The organism is uncultured Sutterella sp., from assembly GCF_937923675.1.
GTDB lineage: Bacteria > Pseudomonadota > Gammaproteobacteria > Burkholderiales > Burkholderiaceae_F > Sutterella.
In genome coordinates this window covers 1-18,913 of record NZ_CALDXB010000077.1, presented here as the reverse complement: position 1 = coordinate 18,913, position 18,913 = coordinate 1, and the positions used below count along the sequence as shown (strand labels likewise).

The window sequence follows — 18,913 nt, the reverse complement described above, 5'->3', positions numbered from 1 at the left end:
GTTACGCCCCCGTCTTAGCCGCCTTCTTGGGTTCTGCTGCCTTTGTCTTGACTTCTGCTGCCGCAAGGGCGTTTTTGAGGCTCTGCCCAGCGAGCCGGCCGTAAGCGGCGAAAAGCGCTTCCTGGCCGTACTTTTGGCTAAGGCGGTCTGCCTCGTCTTCGGGCTCAATCTCACAGGGACGAGTAGCGACGTCCGGCTGCTCAATGACGTTGCCTTCACCGTGGATGAGCTTGAGGATCGGGAGTTCGTGTTCTGCCACAGTGGCGGAAATCTTTGTCTTGGAATCGCGGACGCAGAGAATGCGGACGGTCTTGATAAGCATGTGAATGTTCCTTACAGAAAGAGAATGGGAAAGCACTGCGGGCGCGCCGCGAGGGAGAGAATCGGCGCGCCCGTTACGTCAGTGCATCAGGCCAGGGCCAAAACCGCGTGAGAGTTGGCGCGGTTGCAGCTCAGCACGCAGCGCATAGACACGGCCGTATAGAGGCACAGCGTGTCGTGCGGAGCGTCCGGAGAGAAGATGTCGTAACCGTCTTCACGCCAGGAGATGTTGCGCATGTTGAGGAAGTAACAGCGCTTGGCCCACTTGGTTTCCGGCTTATCCAAATCGTCCAACACATCGAAAGTCGGATCCCAGATGATTTCCTTGCCCTTGAAGAAGAGCCCGGTCTTATTACCTTCGCCGGTGGAGGCGTCGAGGCGCTTCACGCGGCCGGCGTCAACGTTTTGGGTGAGCGTCAGACACTTGCGGTAAGCATCAATGAAGTCGGCGCCCGCGAGGATGAAGTCCGGGGCCTGACCGCCGGCGTAGCGCACGCACTGACGCCAGGCGTATTCCATCTTGTCAACGAGGCCTGCCGGGGCAATGGCCGTGACGGCCGTATTGCGCCAGTACTTTGCCGTGGCGCGGTCGATGTTGCCAAGAGTGCCGGTGGTCGGGGTGAGAGTGACGATGCCGTCCAGACCGACAATCGCGTCCGGGCTTGAAGTGCCGTCGCGCAGGCAGTGCAGGTTGAGCTGCTCGAAAAAGCCCGTGCGCAGCGTGAGTTGATCCTCGTTGAGCTGATCGATGAGCTGGACCTTTTCGTTCTTTTCCAGGCGCACCTTCCCACTGTCACCGCGCACAACGCGGATACCGTTGGAGAAAAGTTCGTCGTCGGAGCGGTAGATGGAGTCCACGCAACGACGCCAGGGGAACTCGGTCTGTTCGACGGTATCACGCTTCTTGAACGTGATCTTTTCCTCGCCGTACGCCCACTTGAAGTTGGAATCGTGAGACTTCCGGATGTTTTCCTTGATGTACTGCTTGGCACCGCCGAAGGGCTTCTTACCCTGCAGAAGGCGGTTGATGAAGGGCTGATCCTGAGTGACCTGATCAACAGGCGTGTTCTTCAGGTAGTCGTCCAAAGATGTGCGGGACAATGCCGCAAGATCGTCAGAAGAAATAGGCATGGTGTCTTTTCCTAAGCGTTATGGATAAACAAAAACCACACGCACTCCCGAGCACACCACCACGAGACTTGTTCACGTAACACCAGGCTGCGGACGCGACCCCCGCTGCTGCGGATTTTTCCTGATGCTGCGTCGGTGCTGTAAGACGCGACCCCTTACTGACAGCGATAAATTTAGTGCAGGCGCAACGGTCCTCCGCCGCGCACTGCACATTTAACAACACATTTCAAGTGAAATGGCAAGATTTCTTTAAAGGCCCATCTGGGCAATACGGGCCGCAATGCCATCGGGAGTGCCGGGAGCCGTCACACCGGCCTTCACGCCGGCATTACGGGACGGCCGTCCGGCGATGAAGTTATTGGGCTTACGGACAACAGGATTGGCGTTGTCGTACAGGTAGAGAATCGAATCCATCCACTGCTCAGGCGGGATCGAGCGCACGAACTCCTGGATTTTCTCAGGCGTGAAATGCCCCTTAAGGATCTCGATTTTGGCCTCAAACTGCGGATCGTTCTGACGGGCCTGAAAAGCCGCAACGGTCTGCTGCTGAAAGCGTTGAATCTTCCCCTCAAAAGCCGCCCGCTCCTGCTGCATCCGCGCCTCTTGCTGAGCGTAGGCCTTGCGTTGCTCTTCGATCTGCCGGGCCTTGGCGATCTCTAAGGCGTCCTCGCGGCGCATCCCCATCTCGGTGACGCGCTTCTGCAGATCTGAGTAACGGGCTACAAGGTCAACGCCCGGCGCTTCACGCCCCACCTGCCGGTACAGGTTGGCGCGTACGGCCTCGAGCTGTCTGAGCCCTTCCTCGAGCGCCTGCGGGTCTTTGCTGCTGACGTTTTTGGCGATCGTCAGAAGCGAGGTAAGAGACTCCTGGTCAAGTCCGGAATCAGAGACGAGACGCTGTACGGCAGCAAGGCTTGAGCGCGCCTGGCGGCCCTGGCTCAAGAGCTGGCTGATGCGGGTACGGCCGCGATCGGACGGGATCGCCCGGATGAGCTCAGCCTCTTCCTGCTCGGGCGAGAGTTTTGCGGCCGGGTTCTGAGGCGCCGCCTGAGTTTCCGGCTCAGCAGCCGGCTGTGCCGCGGCTGCGGGCTTGTCAGCCCCGTCGTTCTGCGGCTGCGGCTTTTCTTCCTTCTTTGGCTCGTCCTCGCCTTCAGTCTCAACGCCGATCTTCTTCATGGCCTCGGCAATGTGCGCACCGGCATCATCTGCAGGTTCCTGCGCACCCTTTTCGGGCGCATCCTGCCCGGACGGATTCTCTTCTGCCTCAGAGGCCGGCGCCGTATCGGGCTCCTGATCCTCTTCCGTTGCAGGCAGATTCTTGTCGTCAGTTTCCATGGTTTTCCCTCTTTAGGTTGGTTGAATCAAACTCGGTTGAGCCGCGGCCGGCTGTGCTGCCCCTTGCTCCTGCGCTTGGGCGGCCGCCTGCTGTAATGCAGCCTGCTGAGCAAGCTGCGGCTGTAGGTCGGGGATAAACGCCTTCGGGTCGATGCGCTCATCAAATCGTCGACATGTCTCAGAAATAACGGTTTCAAAGGGCGTCGTATCAAGCCCTTGTGAACCGAGCTGATACAGGGCCTGCACGGCCTGCATGATGGTCGGCACCACCTTCCCCCAGTTCTCCTGCTCCTGCAACTTGTTTGGTGCTCCCGTGGAGCCGGCCTCAATCTTGAGACGGATAAGGCGGGAGAGTTCTGTGGCCGAGAGCTGATACCACACAAACGGCTGCTCCACCGGAACAATCTGCAGCGTCACGGGATCGAAGTCAGGCTGAGCCTTGCCCATGATGTCCTCGACGTCCTTGACGTCAAGCTCCTGCAAAAGCACTTGAGCCGAATAAAAGGCCACTTCCTGCAGGAAATCCTCAACGGCATCACGAAACGCGGCCACACGGCCGGACAGTCCCTGCTGCATGATCTGCGCTTCTGTAGCGGTCTTCGGCTGCACAACCGTGGACCGCATGGCATCCTGCATGCCGGTCACTTGCTCAATATCCTGGCGGATAGCCGTAGTGTCGTAAAGCGCTTGGTCGAGCGGAGGATACTGCTTCGGCTGAATCAGCGAGCGCAGGTCCTGCCCTTCGGTGTTTTTGAGGATCGTGATCTCGCCGAGCTCTGCCTGAGCAAACCGCGTGATGCTCTTTTCATCAACGTCTGCGCTGGCAATGTAGCCGGGCTTACAGAAGTCCTTATGCAGCATCTGGGTGTCACGGGTCTTGTTGTGCTCCTCCTGCAGGCCTTCCATCAGGTCTACAAGCGAAGGCGCAACAAACGTATCGACAACCTGATCGAACGGCAGCAGGAAGAACGGGAACCACCGGCTCCCCACCTTCTGTGGCGAGTCCGGTTCACGCAGGAAGTACTGGCAGCCGTCGCACATCGTGTAGACGCGCTGGCTGCGCCGGTCCCAAATTTCAAAAACCATCACCTGATCGTCCGGCCTGACATTGTCCGTGGCCGAGCCCGTCGGCGCGAGTTCTTTTCGGTCGAGCGCTTCTCCTGCCGATTCGGTGTAAACGGCAGCGCCGTCAACCTTGATCTTGTACGTGTCCTCAACGTACTCCCGGCTCATCGGCACACACTGGCACATCCAGTCGGCCTGCGGGTAGTCCGAGAAATCGCAGATCATCGGATCGATGATGAGCTGATCAGTCGGCACCCGGTCGATCACAAGGCCGGTAATCGTCTGCGGCTCCGGGTCCTGCTGATAGCCGGAGATTGTCTCCAGAAGCTCCTGGCGCTTGGCTTCGAGTTGTTCATGCCCCTGCAGATCATCGTCAGCCAGCTCAGAAGCCAGGCCGTCAATGCGGGCCAGGTTGTCCTGGGCGTCCTGCAGGCGGTTCCGTATGATCGTATCCGTGGAAAGGTCCCGCTGAAAGCTCACCTTCAGCACGCCGTAGGAGTTCGTGAGGGCCGCGCGTACAACGCTCTTGCCGCGGGCTTTAAGTTCCGCCCGTTCGAGGTAAGCGTTAAGCACTTCCTGCAGCGTGTCACAGAACTTTGTGAGTTCGGCATTGGCCTCATCAGCACGGCGCCGGCACCGGATGGAAATTTCCGGATTACGGGCGTAGAGATTCGGCATGATGCCGCGGATCGTGGACTCGATGAGGTTGATGCGAAACGGCATGAAGTCCGGATCATCAGCCTTTTTCTCCGTATTGAAGTTGGCCGTCAGCTTGCGGTTGTACCGGCAGCGGTCATAAAACCACTTCCAGTGCTTCTTGGCGGCGTCAATGCGCTTCTGCCACTGGCGGGCAAGCTTATCGGGCTCTTGGGGAGCGTCTTGGATTTTTTCCGGCTCAATGATGAGGATGGAGTCCGGCGTCTGCATATCCGGCACTGTCCCAGGCTGAGCGGCAATGAGGTCTTCTTCCATGTGTATGCGCAGGTTGTCTCAATGGTGTAGCGGTTGTAACCCGAAAAAGCGAAGGCCGGGCAAGATTTCTTTCAAGTCCTGCCGAAGTCAACCTCGAAGGTGATGCCGTCGTCCGTGATTTCCGCATCCGACTCTGTGCGCTCATCCCGGATATCGTCCTTGTTCGGATTACGGCGACGGCGCATGATCCCGTAGCGCAGGGCGTCGCCCGCATGGTCTTCGCACGTGGTATCGACGTCTTCAGGGTTGTAATCGTCCGGCGGCATGGCCGGGATCGTCCGGATGCAGTTTTTGCAGGAGCGGAAGAACTTGAGCCGTCCCTCCGCGAGCAGGCGCACGATTTCCTGCCAGCCGTTCACACGGCTGCCGCGGGCGTTCCAAGCGGGAAGCCACTTGATACCCTCATCCCGGAAAATGCGGCCGATACTGCGCTCGGCCCCGGTGTTCGAGAAAATAGCCGGGTCGGCAAGATTCATCCGGTACTCGTACCCCAGGCGCGAATCATGCTTTTCGATGGCCTTGATCTTCTTGGCCACATCGACAGCCGATTCCTTGCTGCCGACGTTCGGCATATCGGCGTCAATGCCGTAAAGCTCGCGCCACACGTAGAAAACACCGTCTTCGGACAAAGCCAGCCACAGTACCGCGTAGGGCTTGGAATAGCCCCAGTCCATCGACTTCCACACCTTCCAGCTCGAAGGGATCGGGAACGGGTCGACAACACACGTACGTTCGTCCCACACCTCGGCAAAGAACGTCCCGATGTTGATGTCCCAGTCACCGTAAAGCCAGGCCTTCTTGCGCGCAGGGTCTTTGAGCGACTCAAGCGTCTTGATGTAGTCAGGGTCGGAGGCCATGAGAATCGTGTTCTCAGTGAGCTGAGAATGGATGTAGACGCGCTCGCGGCCGGGCTCGCCCCACGCCTCACAGGGCTTACGCTTACCAATCTCGAAGCGCTCCTTTACCCAGGTGTGCCCCTTACCGTACGGGTTGGTTGTAGCCCGGACAAAGTGCGGGATGCCGGGAACAGATGAGCGGCACGTGGAGAGCATGGCCTCGTAAAAGCCCGGATCCCGCCAGTTCGTAAGCTCTTCGAACCCGAGGAACGGATAGGCATGGCCGTGGTAGTTCCAATAATCGTCGGCCGTCTGCCCATTGCGGAACAACAGGGCCTCACCGGTCGGCCAGTGCCACTCGTGCTTGGTGACGTTGTACTTGGCGTTCGGAAAGATGCGTCGAAACCACTTGAGGCTTTTTGTCTCAAGGTCGCGGAGTTCCGGATAGGTCTGACGAAAGATAACGCCCCTCCATTCTTCGCCGTATCCGGCCCCGACAAGCTGAGCAAAGTCCATGAGCAAAGCGTCAGTCTTGCCGCCGCCGCGGTTTCCCTCGAGAAGCACCTCAAAGAACGGGCAGGAAAGAAAGTTCGTCTGGGAACCCGGCAAGGGCTGCCAGATGACGCGCGGTTCACTGCCCATTCCAGTCTTCCTTGGAGGCCACGCCCGGGACCTTCATGACGCCCGTGCCGTCGTCCTCGTCTTTGGCTGCGTCATCCTTCTCGAACATCCTCAGATGCTTGGCCACATCCGCCAGGAGGTTTCTGAGCGTGGCCGCATCGAGGTTCTTGTAAACCTGCTCGCCGTCCCGGTCCAACACCGGCAGCCCGTCGGCAGTCCGCGCCTCAACCTCTTGGGCGCAGGTCTGAATGGCCTTTTTCCAGAACTGCCGGACAAAGTCAGCCGAGAGCTCGGCCCGTGCCGCCGCCTGCTTCATCTTTTCCTGAACGGCGTTGGCAATGTGCGGCTGCCTCAAAAGCCTGTACCCCGTCTCCTTGGCCGTCTTCTGGGAATAGCCGGCACGTCTTGCCGCGGCAGAAGCGTTGCAGTCTACGGCGTATTCCTCAACAAATCGCTTTTGTTTTGCCGACAGCTTAGCCGGCTTCTTCTTTGGCCTTTTGCTTTTTCTTGTCGGCATCATCGTACGGCCGCAGCAGTTTCGGCTGCAGGCACACCTCGTCGTTAATCCGGTTCATGTATCGGACGGCTGCCCTGGGGAGATCGCCCCGGGAGCCGTAAGTGAAGGCAACAATGACGCCGGCTCTCCCGCTCGGAGTCACGACGAAAGAGCCGACGTCAAGCTGCTTAGAACCCACTATGCCGCCTTTTTGCTTGTTCGTGGAAGAAAATCCAAGGTCACAACCACTTTCCCGCCTCTGACGACTTCTTCCTTGAAGATCGGCTCGAGAATGTGAAACTTCTTGTCGTTGATCCCTAATGCGTCAGCCACGCCGTCCAGGGCGGACTTCATGGCCGCGAGTTGGTTGTCCTCATCCCGGCTCCGACGGTCCGGCGGATAGAACGTAAGCCGAACGACGACCTTCCCTTCCTCCGGAATCTTGGGCTTAGGGCCCCTCCCGATCGCATGGGACGTGTAAAAGAATCCGGCCGCCCTGTAGGCCTTGGCCGACTTGGCCCGGGCCCGCCAGTGAGCGCGGCCATTTGGGAACAAAATCCGGTTCGGGTACGGCAGTTCAATGTTGAGGTAAATGCTCATGCCGACACCCCCGCCCTGGGTGAACCTTTGTGAACCACTGCCAGCTCCTCTTTCCGCTCGATCTGCCCCTCAATCAGCCCGAGCTGAAAGTACTTCTTCTCCTGGGGATTCATGGCGTTGATGTCGGCCTGATACCGTGACGGTGCCTCACCGCTGCGGCCGATGCCGTAACCGAGCTTGTGAGCCCGGTTGATTTTTTCGGCCATTGCGGCCGTCATTTTTGCCATTGGTTTCACTCCTCATTAAAAATCATTTTCTCGTCCGCTTCTCCGGCGGATAAATCTTGTCCCTTTCGGCCCGGACAGAGCGGTCGAAGGCCTCGAAGTCTTCCGTGAAGCGGTAGTAGAGCGTTATAGAGTTCAGATTTGGAATGCCGTTGGACATCTCCGGCCGCGCGTCAAAGCTCGTGTAAAGCTGCCTGTTGTCCGAAAGGTAACCAAGCGCCTCCGTAACGGCCGGGACGCTTGTTCGTGACTGCTTCTCGATGTCTTGGCGGGTCCGTGAGATACCGCTGTGGGCCCGCATCCACCGGACGCACTTACGTGCCGCCGGGCTGATCTCGTTAAGGCGCATCCGACTTCTCCAGTTCGGACCTGTAGTCTGTAACCGGTCTGACCTTCACCTCCGGATGCTCTGCATCGTCCGGGAATGCCTCAATGTGCAGGCGGGCAAGCGGGTTATACCGAACCGGTTCCGCAGCCTTGGAGTCCGGCCTCCAGCTTTCCCAGTCGAAAACAAAAGCCCGGCCGCCGTTTTCCCGGATACGGTCAAAAGCGCGCTCACCGATGACTGCCTTGATCTCCGAGAGCTTCAGGTTGCTGATAAGGATCGTGGGCTTGATCTGCTCGTAGCGTTCGTTAAGAACGCTGAAAAGGAGATTTCTCTCGTTGTCAGTGTTGTTCTGCACGCCCACCTCGTCGATGATGAGCAGATCAACGCCGGCATAACGGTCGATGATCTGACGCTCAGAAGCGCCCGATGCGCTTCCCCAGGACTCCCGGATGTTCCGGACGATCTTTGCCACAGAGGTGAAAAGAGCCGTGAACCCCATCGCCTTGGCGTCAAGCGCCAGGGCGCAGGCCAGATGTGTCTTTCCAGTCCCGCAGCGCCCTGTCAGGATGACCGAACGCCCGTCCCGTATGCACTCAGGTAGGTTCGCCGCATAGTCGGCAAAAAACTGCTTAACCTCTGCAGCTTTTTCGGTCCCAGCCTGAAAGCTCTCGATCGTCTTGCCCTGAAAGCGCGGAGGGATGGCAGCCTGGCTGAACATCCGGTTCGCTTCAGCTTCATCCCTGCAGGCCTGACAGACGCATGACCACGGCGAACCGAACTCGTTTTTGCACCGCCACTCGGCGATCCGCGAGACGTACCGGCCGTGCTTCGGGCACTCGGCCCACTCAAGCACCTTGTAGAAGGTGCCGTTCTTTGACTTAAAAACTTCCATCGGGGTTGATTCCTTCGTGGTAGTTGACGTGTTCAAACGATGTGTGCTTTCTGCTCAGGGCCCGGCGCTTTCCGTCGGGCATCGAGATAACGTTGTTCCGGAAAGTTGCAAACCAGTCGAGCTTCACGCCCTTCTGCCCCGGCTGAGATACCCAGTAGTTCTTGAACTCTTCGAAAACAAGATCAGGATCGAGGTCAGGTGCCCTTTCCTTGACAAAGGCTCCCCACTCGTCCGGAAGCGTTTGAACGTCCAGACGCGTTCCGCGCTTTTCCTTTTTCGCCGGTTTCGTCTCCGGCGGAGGCAAAGGCTCAAGAGCGCCCCAGTCCTCCGGGAACAGTTTCTCGGGAATCTCGTCACAAAAATCCGAAGGAGGAGGTTCGGGAGCGTCAGCGACTTTTTCGCTAAAAGCGCCCCCAACCTTTATTTCTTGTTCTTGCTCTTGTTCTTGCTCTTGTTCTTGTATTGGCATACCCTTCGGGAAGGGTTCCTGAAACCCTTTCGGAGCGATATGGCAAATATCTCCGAAAGCATCAACAAAAGCCTTTAAACCCTTATCAGTATTGGATGCGCACTGTTTTGCCTTCAGTAAAACTTCGTGCTTTAAGCCGCACTCCGGCAGATAATCAAGGGCAACAGCCCAACCTTTAATGACGTTCGGATTCTCCGGCGGGTTGTATTTCAGGAAGTTCGGAGCGAAGACCAGAAAGGACTTTTCGTCATACCTCACGATGCCCTTTGACAAGAGTTCATGAAAGGGTTCCTGAAACCCTTTCTCAGTCAGTCCGAGCTCCTGCGCCATACCGGCAGCTGAGATGCGGAAAGCTCCCAGACTCGTCATGCTCGGATGCGTCAGGATGAAAAAGAAAGCGCGCTGTGCCTCATGTGAAAGCGAAGCGAACTTTTCATCGTTCCATATACGCGGGTCGATTTTTCTATATCGAGCCATAGCAGCACCTTCACAAAATGCCGCTCAAAAGCTTCCAGTCAACATCGGGACGTAACTGCTCCCTGGTGACGCGGCAGGAAGTGGCTCGTTCGATCTTCGCCGCCAGCTTGACGCCCGGATGACGCTTATCGCCATAGATAAGGTTGTTCAGATACCGCCTGTTAATTCCGCACTTGGCTGCTACGGCATCTTTTTCCTCTGCAGTGAGAGAGCGGAAAAAGGACTTCGCGGTTTCGTTCATTTAAACACCGTACAGGTTGATGAATATAAACTGTATGATACACTATAAATGTGTTTGCGTTGCAACCGTCGGTGCATTTTTATGGTGTATTTGGCAGATAATGGTCAAAATTGACCGGAGAACACCATGATTGACCTACCGAAAATTCGGCTTGAGAACTTTGAGAAGGTTCGTGAGCAGTACGGGACAGCAGCCGAATTGGCTCGGGCGCTTGAACGTTCACCGCAGCAGATCAACGATATGCTTGCCGGCAAAAAGTCATTCGGCCCGCGTATCGCCAGGTACATTGAAGAAAAGCTGAATCTCGGAAAGGGATTCCTGGATGAACCGCATGAACTCACCGGCACCAAGATTTCTCGTTCGAAAAAAATCCCCGTGCTTTCGTTCGTTCAGGCCGGCCTGCCCACCGATAGTGGCGACAACTCGTACGATGAATGGATCGATGTGGGCGACGACGTGCCGGACAATGCTTACGCCCTGACGATCAAAGGCTCGTCAATGGAACCCGTGTTTCATGAAGGCGAAACAGTGATTGTGAACCCAGACTTGTCCCCCAGGCCAGGCGACTATGTCGTTGCGAGAATCGACAACGGCTGCATGAATGAAGCCACGATGAAGCAGTACGCCGTCACAGGATTCGATAAGTACGGCCGTGAAACATTTGAACTGCGACCGTTGAACCCTTTGTACCCGACGCTATCGTCCCAAGAGCTGCAGTTGCAGCTTTGCGGCGTGGTGGTTGAGTGCAGAAAGAGGTTTCGGTAATGGTTGAACATACTGGCGGTATCGTCGCCTGTAACCCCTGAAAGATTTCAAGACAAGGACCTGTTATGACTGACAATTTGCCATCACTTAAAGAATCTTTTGACTGCATCATCCAGCACGTACCCGAACACGAAGACATAGAGTTTTGGTTTGCCAGAGACATTCAGCCACTGCTCGGATATTCTCGTTGGGAGAATTTCATCAGCGTGATCGGAAAAGCTATAACCTCTTGCAAATCAACAGGATTCAACCCTGACGACCATTTTCGTGGCGTCACGAAAATGGTTCCCCTTGGAAGCGGTTCTCAGAGAGAAGTCGCCGACTTTATGCTCACTCGTTATGCCTGCTATCTCATCGCGCAAAACGGCGACCCCAGAAAACAAGAAATAGCCTTTGCCCAAAGCTATTTCGCGGTGCAAACGAGGAAACAAGAACTTATTGAAGACCGAATGCGACTGCACGCGCGACTTGAGGCTCGGGAGCGTTTGCGTGAGTCAGAAAAAACTCTATCTCGCAACATCTACGAACGAGGGGTGGACGACAAAGGCTTTGGCAGGATTCGCTCAAGAGGCGATTGCGCTTTGTTTGGCGGCAACACCACCTTGGCAATGAAAGCAAAATTGGGCATTTCAAAGTCCCGCCCACTTGCCGACTTTTTGCCAACCTTAACTATTGCAGCAAAAAACCTGGCTACGGAGATGACTAACCACAATGTCACCCAGTTAGATCTGCGAGGGGAAGCGCCTATCACTGCCGAACACGTTCAAAACAACAAAAGCGTTCGGGAAATGCTTGGGCAAAGAGGAATTAAGCCGGAAAATCTTCCTGCAGAAGAAGATATCCAAAAACTTGAGCGAAGAGTTAAATCAGACGAAAAGAAAATTGCCAAAGAATCGGGCCGCTTGGCTCAAATACCTGCAGATAAAGCCTTCAAGAACTAACAACCCATCTATTTTCCAACCGCCTTCGGGCGGTTTTTTGTTGCCTTGCGTTTTGACATTCGTCAAATATACATCATTTAATACACTTTCTAGGTTTCTTATTTGGTTGCCAAATAGTTGCTTTTGTGGTGTAATCTTCATACACCAAAAACAACTGAATCACAGGACACCAAATGACACTCGACTACGCATTCCGGATGGGACTTCTGGCCGATATTGCCGAGGATCGTTTTTGGTCACAGGCAAGAGTGCTGATTGCCATTGCCGCCGTGACCGCCCTCATCGTCTTTCTTCAGTGGGTGCTGGCATGAAGCAGTTCATCGAAAACGTCCTGGCAGCCTCGGGCTTCGTCATCCTCGGGTATGTGTTGCTTTCATTGCCGGGGTACTAGCCCGGCAAGAAGAACAAATCGTTCTTCTGTTTGCCCCTTTTCGCCGATTCCTTTTAACGGCCTGGGCGGTGGGATGGGGCAAACAAAAGAACGGTTCTGAACTGTTCTGCAGCGAGCGTCACTGAAGGCGTGCGCAAAGGAGTTGAAAGTACTCTGTACCCTGAGCCGGGAGTGGTGCCCCGACCAAACGGAACAACCGCGCAGCGCACCTGCAAGCGCTAAGCATGGCCGGCCCACGGGGAGCCGCGCCGGGACGTAACAACCCGGGACCATGTGAAAAGGCCAACATCAACCCTTGAAACCGAGGGCTGATGTGGGTCTTTTTTAGGAAAGACTGAGCGGGTTGACGTAGTTGTTCACACCATCAGCGTCCTTAATAGAAACAAATAGCTTTGTTTCTATCGGGGCCGCCTTTTGATTGTCAATAATGAGTTTGTCTCCACTGAAATTCATTTTAATTTACGCAAATGAGCCCAACTCCATTTGTCTTGCCTCCCCTCCCTTTGACTGGTGATGACTCTCCCTGGAAAAACTTTGGGCATCTTGAGAATAAAGCACTGGTCGAACTCTGCAGACTTGATGGCATGATGCGTGCATCAGCAAAGGCAGATCTTTGAAGGCGTATGCAAACTGATTGAGTTGTTTTGTCAAGCAGCCGGCATTACCATTAGCGGGAAACGGTTCGTCCAAGGATCGTTGTTTTAGCCATGAATATCAACATCTGCCAGCTTTTTAAAGTACGTAATAACGTCGAAAGCGGAGTCTCTCTCGTAGAGACCCCGCTGGCATACGTTGGTACCAACGACCATGCAGTTATTCGTGTCCGCCCTCTGCCGGGTAATCGCTACCAAATATCCGACGGAGGAAACGCCGATTGGTTTGCCTCAACAGCCGGCTTCGACTTTGAGGGAAGCGCCGCCAATTACTTTATCTCAGAGCAGGCGGCACTGTTCGGCATCCAAGTCAACGATGAAGGAGAAATCTTCTCTGTTGCACAGGCAGACGACCTGCCAGTGCAGATTCTGAGGGTGGCTCAATGTTCCGTTTCTCTCTATTCAACCGTTGTCCTGCGCCCGCAAAAGGTTGCCAGCGCATTCAAGGATGAACTGCGGGAAGCAATCTTCTCCGTGATGCAGAAAGAAGAAGTACAGGAGAAGTATGTTGTGCCTGATTCGCACGAAATAACAGTTGACTACTTTCTAAGCCGTGCCTCCTTCGCTCCGATTTATATCGTTGCTGCCGCAGACAAGTCCCGTCTTCTGGAAGCAGAACTACTGAGCGTACAGTTACGCAGTCAGCAACGAAAAGATCGGGTTATTGCCGTCATCGAAAGCCAATCAAAGGTAGGTCGTGCCGAATATGAGCGTTCTTCATACTTCGTGGACAAGTCGCTGGTGTTTGACAAAGAACAATTGCCGCAAATGCTCAGAACTCTGTATCTAATTACGTAGAATTCTACATAATTAGATTTTTTCAGCAAAATCAATACGATTACATAGTACCGCTTACAAAGCGTAAGCAGTAGCCGCCTCCGGGCGGCTTTTTCATACCCGCAAGCTTTTGGCCTGCGGGTTTTTTCGTGCCTTTTGATCTGCGTCCCATGAATTCTGTGCGTGATTTTTGTCCTTACACGCGGGACGCAGATCAAAGGGCGCACCAGCCGACAGACCGCTTCTGTCCGCGCCCTGCCTTACCGGAGTAAGAAATGATTGATCTCAGCAACCACAACGAAGATTTGATTCGAGACGCCAACGCCTGGAAGCCGCTCAACGTCAACCCGCTTGAACGCGTGATGGTGTTTGAGGGCGGCAGCCAAAGCTACTTCGTCTACACCGAGCTGCATACCGTCTCAGTGATGGACACCAGCCGCAGAGAAGTATCGAACTCCTACGCCTTAACAGAAGACGAGTTCTCCCGCCTGATGGACGAACTCAACCTCGACGAGGAGACCACATGACCCCCCCCCACCACAATCAACGAAGACAGCCGCGAAGCGGCATAGGTAAAAAAAATGACAAGACTCATCCCCATCACCGGACTCGCCCGCGAAGAGTGGCTGCAACAGCGCACCAAGGGTATCGGCGGCTCTGACGTGGCTGCAGCCCTGGGGCTTTCCCCGTGGCGCACGCCGGTCGAACTGTGGCAGGACAAACGCGGCGAAGGCGAACCACAGCCGGCCACGGATTCCATGCACTTCGGCACCATCCTGGAAGACATCGTCGCCAAGGAATTTCAGAAACGCACCGGCATGAAGGTTCAGCGCGTGGGCTACACGTTCGTAGACGGTGAAGGCGACTGGATGCGGGCCAACATCGACCGCGCCGTCGTCATGCCGGAGATTCAGAAAAACGTGCGGCCGGCGAAGGATCCGAAGGAAGGCGAACCGCTCATCACGACGGACGCCATCCTGGAATGCAAGACCGCATCCGCCTACGCGTCCGGCCTCTGGGGCGAATCCCAAGAAGACGAGATCAAAGCCGGGAAAGTCGTCACCGAACACGAGATTCCGCTTTACTACGAAACGCAGGTTCAGTGGTATATGCGACTCACCGGGGTTCACGTCTGCTACGTGGCTGTCCTCATCGGAGGAAACGACTTCCGTATGTACAAGGTCGACCGAAACGAAGACGCCATCAACGCCATCGTTTCCACGCTGCGGGCTTTTTGGTTCGACAACGTCCTCGGCGGCAAGGCGCCGGAACCGAAAGACCTGGACGACATCCGGCACCTGTACCGCCGTGAAGTCGGCCCCATGGTCGAAGCCACTCCGGAAGTCGCCATTGCTATCGGCGAATACCGCCAGCTAAAGGACAAGGCCACCAGCATCAAAGATCAGATGGAGGCCGTCGCTACCAAGATTGCAGGCTTCATCGGCGAAAACGAAGGAATCCTCATCGGTGGCGAGAAAGCAGCCACCTTCAAGTCTCAGTCCCGTGCGATGTTCAACGCCAAGCAGCTGAAGGCCGATGACCCTGAATTGTGGGCTCAGTACGCAGGACGTTCTGAGCCGTCCCGAATCCTCCGTGTTTACTAATTGAAAGGAAACAGAAAATGTCCACTACCGACACTCTTCTCGAAAAAGTTAACCCCAACGCGGCTAAGAAGGCCGTCGCCGTCAAGGCCACGAAAGAAGGCTCCCTGCTGGACGTGGTGACCGGCAAAGCGTTTCAGAAGCAAATGGCCTTAGCCCTGCCGAAGTCCCTCACCCCGGAACGCCTGACGCGTATCGTCATGAGCGAATGCCGCAAGACGCCGGCGCTTCTCAATTGTTCCCCGACGTCGTTCTACGGGTGCGTGTTGCAGTGCGCTCAGTTGGGTCTCGAACCCGGTTCCGCCCTGGGGCACTGCTACCTTCTCCCTTTTGGGAATGGCAAGGCTTCCGACGGCCGTCCGAATGCGCAGCTGATTATCGGCTACCGCGGAATGATCGACCTCGCCCGCCGTTCCGGACAGATCGTTTCGATCTCCGCTCACTGCGTGCACGAGGCCGACGAGTTCCACTACGAATTCGGCCTGCACGAGGACTGCCGGCACGTCCCTGCAGCTATGGCCGACCGAGGCCCCGTGACCCACGTCTACGCCGTGGCCCGTCTTGTCGGCGGCGGCTTCCAGTTTGACGTGATGAGCCGCGCTGAAATCGAAGCCGTGCGCAGTCAGTCGAAGGCTGGCACAAAAGGCCCGTGGGCTACTCACTGGGCCGAAATGGCGAAAAAGACTGTGATCCGCCGGTTGTTCAAGCTCCTCCCCGTCAGCATCGAAGCGCAGCGCGCCGTAGAAGTTGACGAGAAGACCGACCGCGGCGAAGCCGTCACCGCGTCCGACGTGATCGACGGGATCGCTACCGAGAAGGGCGTAGGCATCGAGATTCTTCCGGAAGAGGAAGAACCCGCCCCGGCGCCTGCTCCGGAAGCTCCGACGGCCGCGCCCAAAGAACCGCTCCCGGATCTCAATCCGGACGAGCCGGAAGTTCTGGAACCGTGAAAGAAGCGAAAGAGAAATCAAATCGCTGACCGCGCAACCGCTTCACCTTTGTCGGTTTGAACGCGAACCGTGATGATTCTGAGCTCTTTTCTGAGCACGGCCGTCAGCTTCAGTTCGACCGGAGCGGCCTTGATTTCCCGGCGCTTGTAGCCGAGATCAACCACCCGGACAACGGTGCCGACGGCATGCAGAACAATCGGTTTTGTCAGGGCGTCGACAACGCGGCCGTCATCATCAACGAGGCCGCAGTCATCGACGCTCACGGACTCAACTAGAGTTTCCTGTTCCGCAGAAAGAATCAGAGAAAGCTCGACACGATCACCACGGCGACCGGCAAAAGAAGCGGAGAGCTGCATAGAAGGTTCCTTTTTTAAACGTTTGACAGCCTTAAACACAAGGGAGACGAGAGACGCAGTTGCGCTCAGTTCTTCCAACATGGCTTCCTCCGTGGGATGGTTGACGAATGTTCCGGCAAGAACACCTCAATCATCCCACACCGGGGAAGAGAAGCAAACAAAATGGCCAACAACAAAAGACCGAGGAAGAAATACCGCCCGAAGCCCGTCCGCTTCAACTGCTGGAAGCTCTCTGACATCGAGCATCTGCAGGCCGTCTTTCAGGACTTTGAGCTCATCACCGAGCTGAAATTCCCGACAGGCGAAGCGACGATGGACGACATGACCTGCGTCAGGGACGTTTTGAATCTTTGCACCATGGGACTTGTCACCAGAGACTGGCTTGATAAGGACGAGGTAAAGGAATGCACGCCCGTCATCAACGCAGCCGGAGACGCAATCAAAGCCTGCGCCGACCGCGCCTGCGACATGAACCCTGACAACCCGCGGTTCGTTTTCAAAGGGGATGAACTCAAGGCAGTCAGGGCAGGAGTTGCAATCGCTGGCCCATATATTCGCGAAAGCTTCGAATGCTCGCCGACACGAATCGTCATGGAGTTCTTCGCGATGAGACACCTGACACGGGGCAAAGACGGAAGTTACGCCTACACAGATGAACAACTGAAAAGAGCAATTGAACAAGAGAACGACAACATTGACTGGAGCCACCGCCATGGATAACACAACACTTCTGATGGACCAAGCGGCCGCAGCCGCCTTCATGGGAATTTCCGTCACGACGTTCAAGCGCCGCCGGTACTCGGACAAGACCCGCTTCCCGAAACCGGTTGAAGGATTTTCCGCCAAGCTTTTCTGGAAACGGGAAGACATCCGCCGCTACGTTGAAGGGCTCGGCTATATGCAGAACTCCGCCGCAGAACAAACTGAAACCGGGCAAAAAAAGAGCCTGAAGATGCCGCATGACATAGGAATCGAGCATGACAAAAGAGGAATACCGCAAGGCTAGCCATTTTCGTGACGCCACGAAAATGGTCGCAGCCCCCGGCTCCCTGTCGGGGCTTTTTGACTACTCGCTTCTGTTTCGGGTATGCTTCCTGTGTCGGTCGCAATGGCCGACGCGGGCTTGGCGGCCCGTTAGTGTAGAGGAGCGTCTGGCTCCGCAATGACTTACGTCATCGCGGATTTTTTATATCCTACCCAGGATATCCGATAGGCGTTCTTTGGGGGTTCTCCGAAATGTCGACCTCGGCCTTGTGCCATGTCGTTCAGACGGCTTTGCCGTTCTGCCGTTCTATTGAACGAAGTAGGAGGTTTCAACCCGCCGGTTCCTCTACACCGGTCCGCCAACCAGAGAACGCCTTTCAGATATCCTTGGCGGGGTATCTGAGAGGGTCTTCAAAACCAGTAGAGGACACTCTTATGAGTCAAATTATTTTCCAAAACGCCTTCAAGGTCATCGAAGGTCGTCCCGTCACGTCCAGTCGCATCGTCGCCGAATACTTCTCGAAAAAGCATAGTGACGCAGTCCGCGCAATTGACTCCATCATCGCTAAAAAGCCTGAACTTCTAGCATCGCGCAATTTTGCGCAATGGTCCGAAGAGGTCGAAATCGGCTCCGGAGCAAAGCGCACTGTAACTGGCTACTGGATGGATCAGAAAGGCTTCTGCATCCTCGCCATGGGCTTCACTGGTGCGAAGGCACTCGAATTCAAGTGCGCTTTCTACGATGAATTCGAACGCATGAAGCACGAGCTCGAAGCCCCGACCACGATCACGCCCGCAGAACAGCTACAGATTCAGCAGGCCGTCGCACGCCGGGCGAAGACCTCCAGTGCGAACTACCAGACGATCTACCGTGCGATCAAGGTGCGGTTTCAGATTCCGCGCTATACCGAACTGCCGCGTTGTCAGTTCGCCGAATGCCTGAAGTTCATCGACGCCGTCGACCTGAAGGTGCCGGAAGCAAAGACGGCTGCCGCCCCGAAGCAGGAACCCAGGGCACTGCCAAAGAGCGGGAAGCCGAACCTCACCCCGCTCAATATTCCGGAAGGGAGGAAGATGTACCGGGTCAGCGAAGACTTCCTCGAAAAGCAGCGCACCTTTGTTTACTGCTGGCGGTATCTCTTCCGGGACGATCTGAAACTCTTCTACAACTTCCTGAAGCAGACGGAATCCCCGCTCGCGCCGAAGTTCGCCGAGGCCATCATGGACTTCAACCTTTGTTTTGTGGAAGACTCTCTGGCCAAACTCGGCTTTGCAGTCAAAGACCTTGACTGCTACAAGCACTGGGAGGCGAAGCGGTTGGCCGTATAATGGGAGTGCAGGATAGTGCAGGGCCCTGGTGAAAAGCAGCCCGAAAAGTAGCCAGGATCAACAGAAAGATGTAAACCACAGTAAGTTCAAGTACTGACGGGGGCCATCTCCCACCCCAGGATACTAAAGCCCTGCTGGTTCACAGCAGGGCTTTTTCG

24 protein-coding genes are annotated in these 18,913 nt (G+C 55.9%); 10 read left to right on the top strand and 14 right to left on the bottom strand.

The genetic code is table 11. The annotated features are described in order from the left end of the window. Position 1: 1 nt before the first annotated feature. The 13 genes from Q0106_RS08420 to Q0106_RS08360 form a co-directional block, all read right to left on the bottom strand. The gene (locus Q0106_RS08420; RefSeq protein WP_288343903.1) at positions 2–322 is read right to left on the bottom strand and encodes a hypothetical protein; all 321 of its coding nucleotides are present in this window, start codon (positions 320–322) and stop codon (positions 2–4) included. Positions 323–408: 86 nt separating this feature from the next. Next, entirely contained in the window at positions 409–1,452 is a 1,044-nt protein-coding gene (locus Q0106_RS08415) for a phage major capsid protein (protein ID WP_297611528.1), read from the bottom strand. A gap of 249 nt (positions 1,453–1,701) precedes the next feature. Then, entirely contained in the window at positions 1,702–2,787 is a 1,086-nt protein-coding gene (locus Q0106_RS08410; RefSeq protein ID WP_297611525.1) for a hypothetical protein, read from the bottom strand. A 12-nt stretch (positions 2,788–2,799) separates the two neighbouring features. Next, positions 2,800–4,824: a hypothetical protein gene (locus Q0106_RS08405; RefSeq protein ID WP_297611522.1), complete on the bottom strand. Its 2,025-nt coding sequence runs from the start codon at positions 4,822–4,824 to the stop codon at positions 2,800–2,802. Positions 4,825–4,895: 71 nt separating this feature from the next. Continuing rightward, positions 4,896–6,302 carry a terminase family protein gene (locus Q0106_RS08400; protein ID WP_297611519.1) on the bottom strand — a complete coding sequence of 469 codons (1,407 nt, stop codon included), beginning with the start codon at positions 6,300–6,302 and terminating at the stop codon, positions 4,896–4,898. Beyond that, entirely contained in the window at positions 6,292–6,801 is a 510-nt protein-coding gene (locus tag Q0106_RS08395; protein ID WP_297611516.1) for a terminase small subunit, read from the bottom strand. Before Q0106_RS08395 ends, Q0106_RS08400 begins: the two co-directional genes overlap by 11 nt. Then, positions 6,755–6,976 carry a hypothetical protein gene (locus Q0106_RS08390; RefSeq protein WP_297611513.1) on the bottom strand — a complete coding sequence of 74 codons (222 nt, stop codon included), beginning with the start codon at positions 6,974–6,976 and terminating at the stop codon, positions 6,755–6,757. Before Q0106_RS08390 ends, Q0106_RS08395 begins: the two co-directional genes overlap by 47 nt. Further along, the gene (locus Q0106_RS08385; protein ID WP_297611510.1) at positions 6,976–7,377 is read right to left on the bottom strand and encodes a hypothetical protein; all 402 of its coding nucleotides are present in this window, start codon (positions 7,375–7,377) and stop codon (positions 6,976–6,978) included. Before Q0106_RS08385 ends, Q0106_RS08390 begins: the two co-directional genes overlap by 1 nt. Then, on the bottom strand, positions 7,374–7,604 hold the full coding sequence (locus Q0106_RS08380) for a hypothetical protein (protein ID WP_297611507.1): 231 nt from the start codon (positions 7,602–7,604) through the stop codon (positions 7,374–7,376). The genes Q0106_RS08385 and Q0106_RS08380 overlap by 4 nt, the downstream gene beginning before the upstream one ends. Before the next feature lie 22 nt (positions 7,605–7,626). Then, positions 7,627–7,950 carry a hypothetical protein gene (locus Q0106_RS08375; protein WP_297611504.1) on the bottom strand — a complete coding sequence of 108 codons (324 nt, stop codon included), beginning with the start codon at positions 7,948–7,950 and terminating at the stop codon, positions 7,627–7,629. Then, on the bottom strand, positions 7,940–8,821 hold the full coding sequence (locus Q0106_RS08370) for an ATP-binding protein (RefSeq protein ID WP_297611501.1): 882 nt from the start codon (positions 8,819–8,821) through the stop codon (positions 7,940–7,942). The genes Q0106_RS08375 and Q0106_RS08370 overlap by 11 nt, the downstream gene beginning before the upstream one ends. Next, a complete protein-coding gene (locus Q0106_RS08365; protein ID WP_297611498.1) occupies positions 8,808–9,767 on the bottom strand; it encodes a hypothetical protein in 960 nt (319 codons plus the stop codon). The genes Q0106_RS08370 and Q0106_RS08365 overlap by 14 nt, the downstream gene beginning before the upstream one ends. A gap of 10 nt (positions 9,768–9,777) precedes the next feature. After that, positions 9,778–10,008: a YdaS family helix-turn-helix protein gene (locus tag Q0106_RS08360; RefSeq protein ID WP_297611495.1), complete on the bottom strand. Its 231-nt coding sequence runs from the start codon at positions 10,006–10,008 to the stop codon at positions 9,778–9,780. Positions 10,009–10,134: 126 nt separating this feature from the next. On the opposite strand from Q0106_RS08360, the gene Q0106_RS08355 reads away from it, so the two are divergent. The 7 genes from Q0106_RS08355 (at position 10,135) to recT (ending at position 16,086) form a co-directional block, all read left to right on the top strand. Next, positions 10,135–10,773: a S24 family peptidase gene (locus tag Q0106_RS08355; RefSeq protein ID WP_288343920.1), complete on the top strand. Its 639-nt coding sequence runs from the start codon at positions 10,135–10,137 to the stop codon at positions 10,771–10,773. 65 nt (positions 10,774–10,838) lie between these two features. Continuing rightward, complete coding sequence (gene dinD / locus Q0106_RS08350; protein WP_297611484.1) at positions 10,839–11,714, top strand: DNA damage-inducible protein D; 876 nt, start codon at positions 10,839–10,841, stop codon at positions 11,712–11,714. A gap of 173 nt (positions 11,715–11,887) precedes the next feature. Further along, positions 11,888–12,025, top strand: a complete 138-nt coding sequence (locus tag Q0106_RS08345) for a hypothetical protein (RefSeq protein ID WP_297611481.1) — start codon at positions 11,888–11,890, stop codon at positions 12,023–12,025. 787 nt (positions 12,026–12,812) lie between these two features. Continuing rightward, the gene (locus Q0106_RS08340) at positions 12,813–13,556 is read left to right on the top strand and encodes a DUF1828 domain-containing protein (protein WP_297611478.1); all 744 of its coding nucleotides are present in this window, start codon (positions 12,813–12,815) and stop codon (positions 13,554–13,556) included. A 254-nt stretch (positions 13,557–13,810) separates the two neighbouring features. After that, positions 13,811–14,062: a hypothetical protein gene (locus Q0106_RS08335; protein WP_297611475.1), complete on the top strand. Its 252-nt coding sequence runs from the start codon at positions 13,811–13,813 to the stop codon at positions 14,060–14,062. A gap of 54 nt (positions 14,063–14,116) precedes the next feature. Next, the gene (locus Q0106_RS08330) at positions 14,117–15,139 is read left to right on the top strand and encodes a lambda-exonuclease family protein (RefSeq protein ID WP_297611471.1); all 1,023 of its coding nucleotides are present in this window, start codon (positions 14,117–14,119) and stop codon (positions 15,137–15,139) included. 17 nt (positions 15,140–15,156) lie between these two features. After that, positions 15,157–16,086: a recombination protein RecT gene (recT, locus tag Q0106_RS08325; protein WP_297611468.1), complete on the top strand. Its 930-nt coding sequence runs from the start codon at positions 15,157–15,159 to the stop codon at positions 16,084–16,086. A gap of 17 nt (positions 16,087–16,103) precedes the next feature. Here the strand turns inward: recT and Q0106_RS08320 are convergent, their stop codons facing one another. Continuing rightward, positions 16,104–16,442 (bottom strand): hypothetical protein, encoded by a 339-nt coding sequence (locus Q0106_RS08320; RefSeq protein ID WP_297611465.1) that lies wholly within the window; start codon positions 16,440–16,442, stop codon positions 16,104–16,106. A 162-nt stretch (positions 16,443–16,604) separates the two neighbouring features. Here Q0106_RS08320 and Q0106_RS08315 point away from each other — a divergent pair, with 162 nt between their 5' ends. The 3 genes from Q0106_RS08315 to Q0106_RS08305 all read left to right on the top strand — a co-directional run bounded on the left by Q0106_RS08315 (position 16,605) and on the right by Q0106_RS08305 (position 18,755). Further along, a complete protein-coding gene (locus Q0106_RS08315; RefSeq protein ID WP_297611462.1) occupies positions 16,605–17,162 on the top strand; it encodes a hypothetical protein in 558 nt (185 codons plus the stop codon). Continuing rightward, on the top strand, positions 17,155–17,448 hold the full coding sequence (locus tag Q0106_RS08310; RefSeq protein WP_297611459.1) for a hypothetical protein: 294 nt from the start codon (positions 17,155–17,157) through the stop codon (positions 17,446–17,448). Before Q0106_RS08315 ends, Q0106_RS08310 begins: the two co-directional genes overlap by 8 nt. A gap of 413 nt (positions 17,449–17,861) precedes the next feature. After that, entirely contained in the window at positions 17,862–18,755 is an 894-nt protein-coding gene (locus Q0106_RS08305; RefSeq protein WP_297611455.1) for a Rha family transcriptional regulator, read from the top strand. Positions 18,756–18,913 lie beyond the last annotated feature (158 nt).

Excerpts from the sequence above, each read along its gene's own strand:
- Q0106_RS08420 (WP_288343903.1), bottom strand. The coding sequence starts at position 322 with ATGCTTATCAAGACCGTCCGCATTCTCTGCGTCCGCGATTCCAAGACA.
- Q0106_RS08415 (WP_297611528.1), bottom strand. The coding sequence starts at position 1,452 with ATGCCTATTTCTTCTGACGATCTTGCGGCATTGTCCCGCACATCTTTG.
- Q0106_RS08410 (WP_297611525.1), bottom strand. The coding sequence starts at position 2,787 with ATGGAAACTGACGACAAGAATCTGCCTGCAACGGAAGAGGATCAGGAG.
- Q0106_RS08405 (WP_297611522.1), bottom strand. The coding sequence starts at position 4,824 with ATGGAAGAAGACCTCATTGCCGCTCAGCCTGGGACAGTGCCGGATATG.
- Q0106_RS08400 (WP_297611519.1), bottom strand. The coding sequence starts at position 6,302 with ATGGGCAGTGAACCGCGCGTCATCTGGCAGCCCTTGCCGGGTTCCCAG.
- Q0106_RS08395 (WP_297611516.1), bottom strand. The coding sequence starts at position 6,801 with ATGATGCCGACAAGAAAAAGCAAAAGGCCAAAGAAGAAGCCGGCTAAG.
- Q0106_RS08385 (WP_297611510.1), bottom strand. The coding sequence starts at position 7,377 with ATGAGCATTTACCTCAACATTGAACTGCCGTACCCGAACCGGATTTTG.
- Q0106_RS08380 (WP_297611507.1), bottom strand. The coding sequence starts at position 7,604 with ATGGCAAAAATGACGGCCGCAATGGCCGAAAAAATCAACCGGGCTCAC.
- Q0106_RS08375 (WP_297611504.1), bottom strand. The coding sequence starts at position 7,950 with ATGCGCCTTAACGAGATCAGCCCGGCGGCACGTAAGTGCGTCCGGTGG.
- Q0106_RS08370 (WP_297611501.1), bottom strand. The coding sequence starts at position 8,821 with ATGGAAGTTTTTAAGTCAAAGAACGGCACCTTCTACAAGGTGCTTGAG.
- Q0106_RS08365 (WP_297611498.1), bottom strand. The coding sequence starts at position 9,767 with ATGGCTCGATATAGAAAAATCGACCCGCGTATATGGAACGATGAAAAG.
- Q0106_RS08360 (WP_297611495.1), bottom strand. The coding sequence starts at position 10,008 with ATGAACGAAACCGCGAAGTCCTTTTTCCGCTCTCTCACTGCAGAGGAA.
- Q0106_RS08355 (WP_288343920.1), top strand. The coding sequence starts at position 10,135 with ATGATTGACCTACCGAAAATTCGGCTTGAGAACTTTGAGAAGGTTCGT.
- dinD (WP_297611484.1), top strand. The coding sequence starts at position 10,839 with ATGACTGACAATTTGCCATCACTTAAAGAATCTTTTGACTGCATCATC.
- Q0106_RS08345 (WP_297611481.1), top strand. The coding sequence starts at position 11,888 with ATGACACTCGACTACGCATTCCGGATGGGACTTCTGGCCGATATTGCC.
- Q0106_RS08340 (WP_297611478.1), top strand. The coding sequence starts at position 12,813 with ATGAATATCAACATCTGCCAGCTTTTTAAAGTACGTAATAACGTCGAA.
- Q0106_RS08335 (WP_297611475.1), top strand. The coding sequence starts at position 13,811 with ATGATTGATCTCAGCAACCACAACGAAGATTTGATTCGAGACGCCAAC.
- Q0106_RS08330 (WP_297611471.1), top strand. The coding sequence starts at position 14,117 with ATGACAAGACTCATCCCCATCACCGGACTCGCCCGCGAAGAGTGGCTG.
- recT (WP_297611468.1), top strand. The coding sequence starts at position 15,157 with ATGTCCACTACCGACACTCTTCTCGAAAAAGTTAACCCCAACGCGGCT.
- Q0106_RS08320 (WP_297611465.1), bottom strand. The coding sequence starts at position 16,442 with ATGCAGCTCTCCGCTTCTTTTGCCGGTCGCCGTGGTGATCGTGTCGAG.
- Q0106_RS08315 (WP_297611462.1), top strand. The coding sequence starts at position 16,605 with ATGGCCAACAACAAAAGACCGAGGAAGAAATACCGCCCGAAGCCCGTC.
- Q0106_RS08310 (WP_297611459.1), top strand. The coding sequence starts at position 17,155 with ATGGATAACACAACACTTCTGATGGACCAAGCGGCCGCAGCCGCCTTC.
- Q0106_RS08305 (WP_297611455.1), top strand. The coding sequence starts at position 17,862 with ATGAGTCAAATTATTTTCCAAAACGCCTTCAAGGTCATCGAAGGTCGT.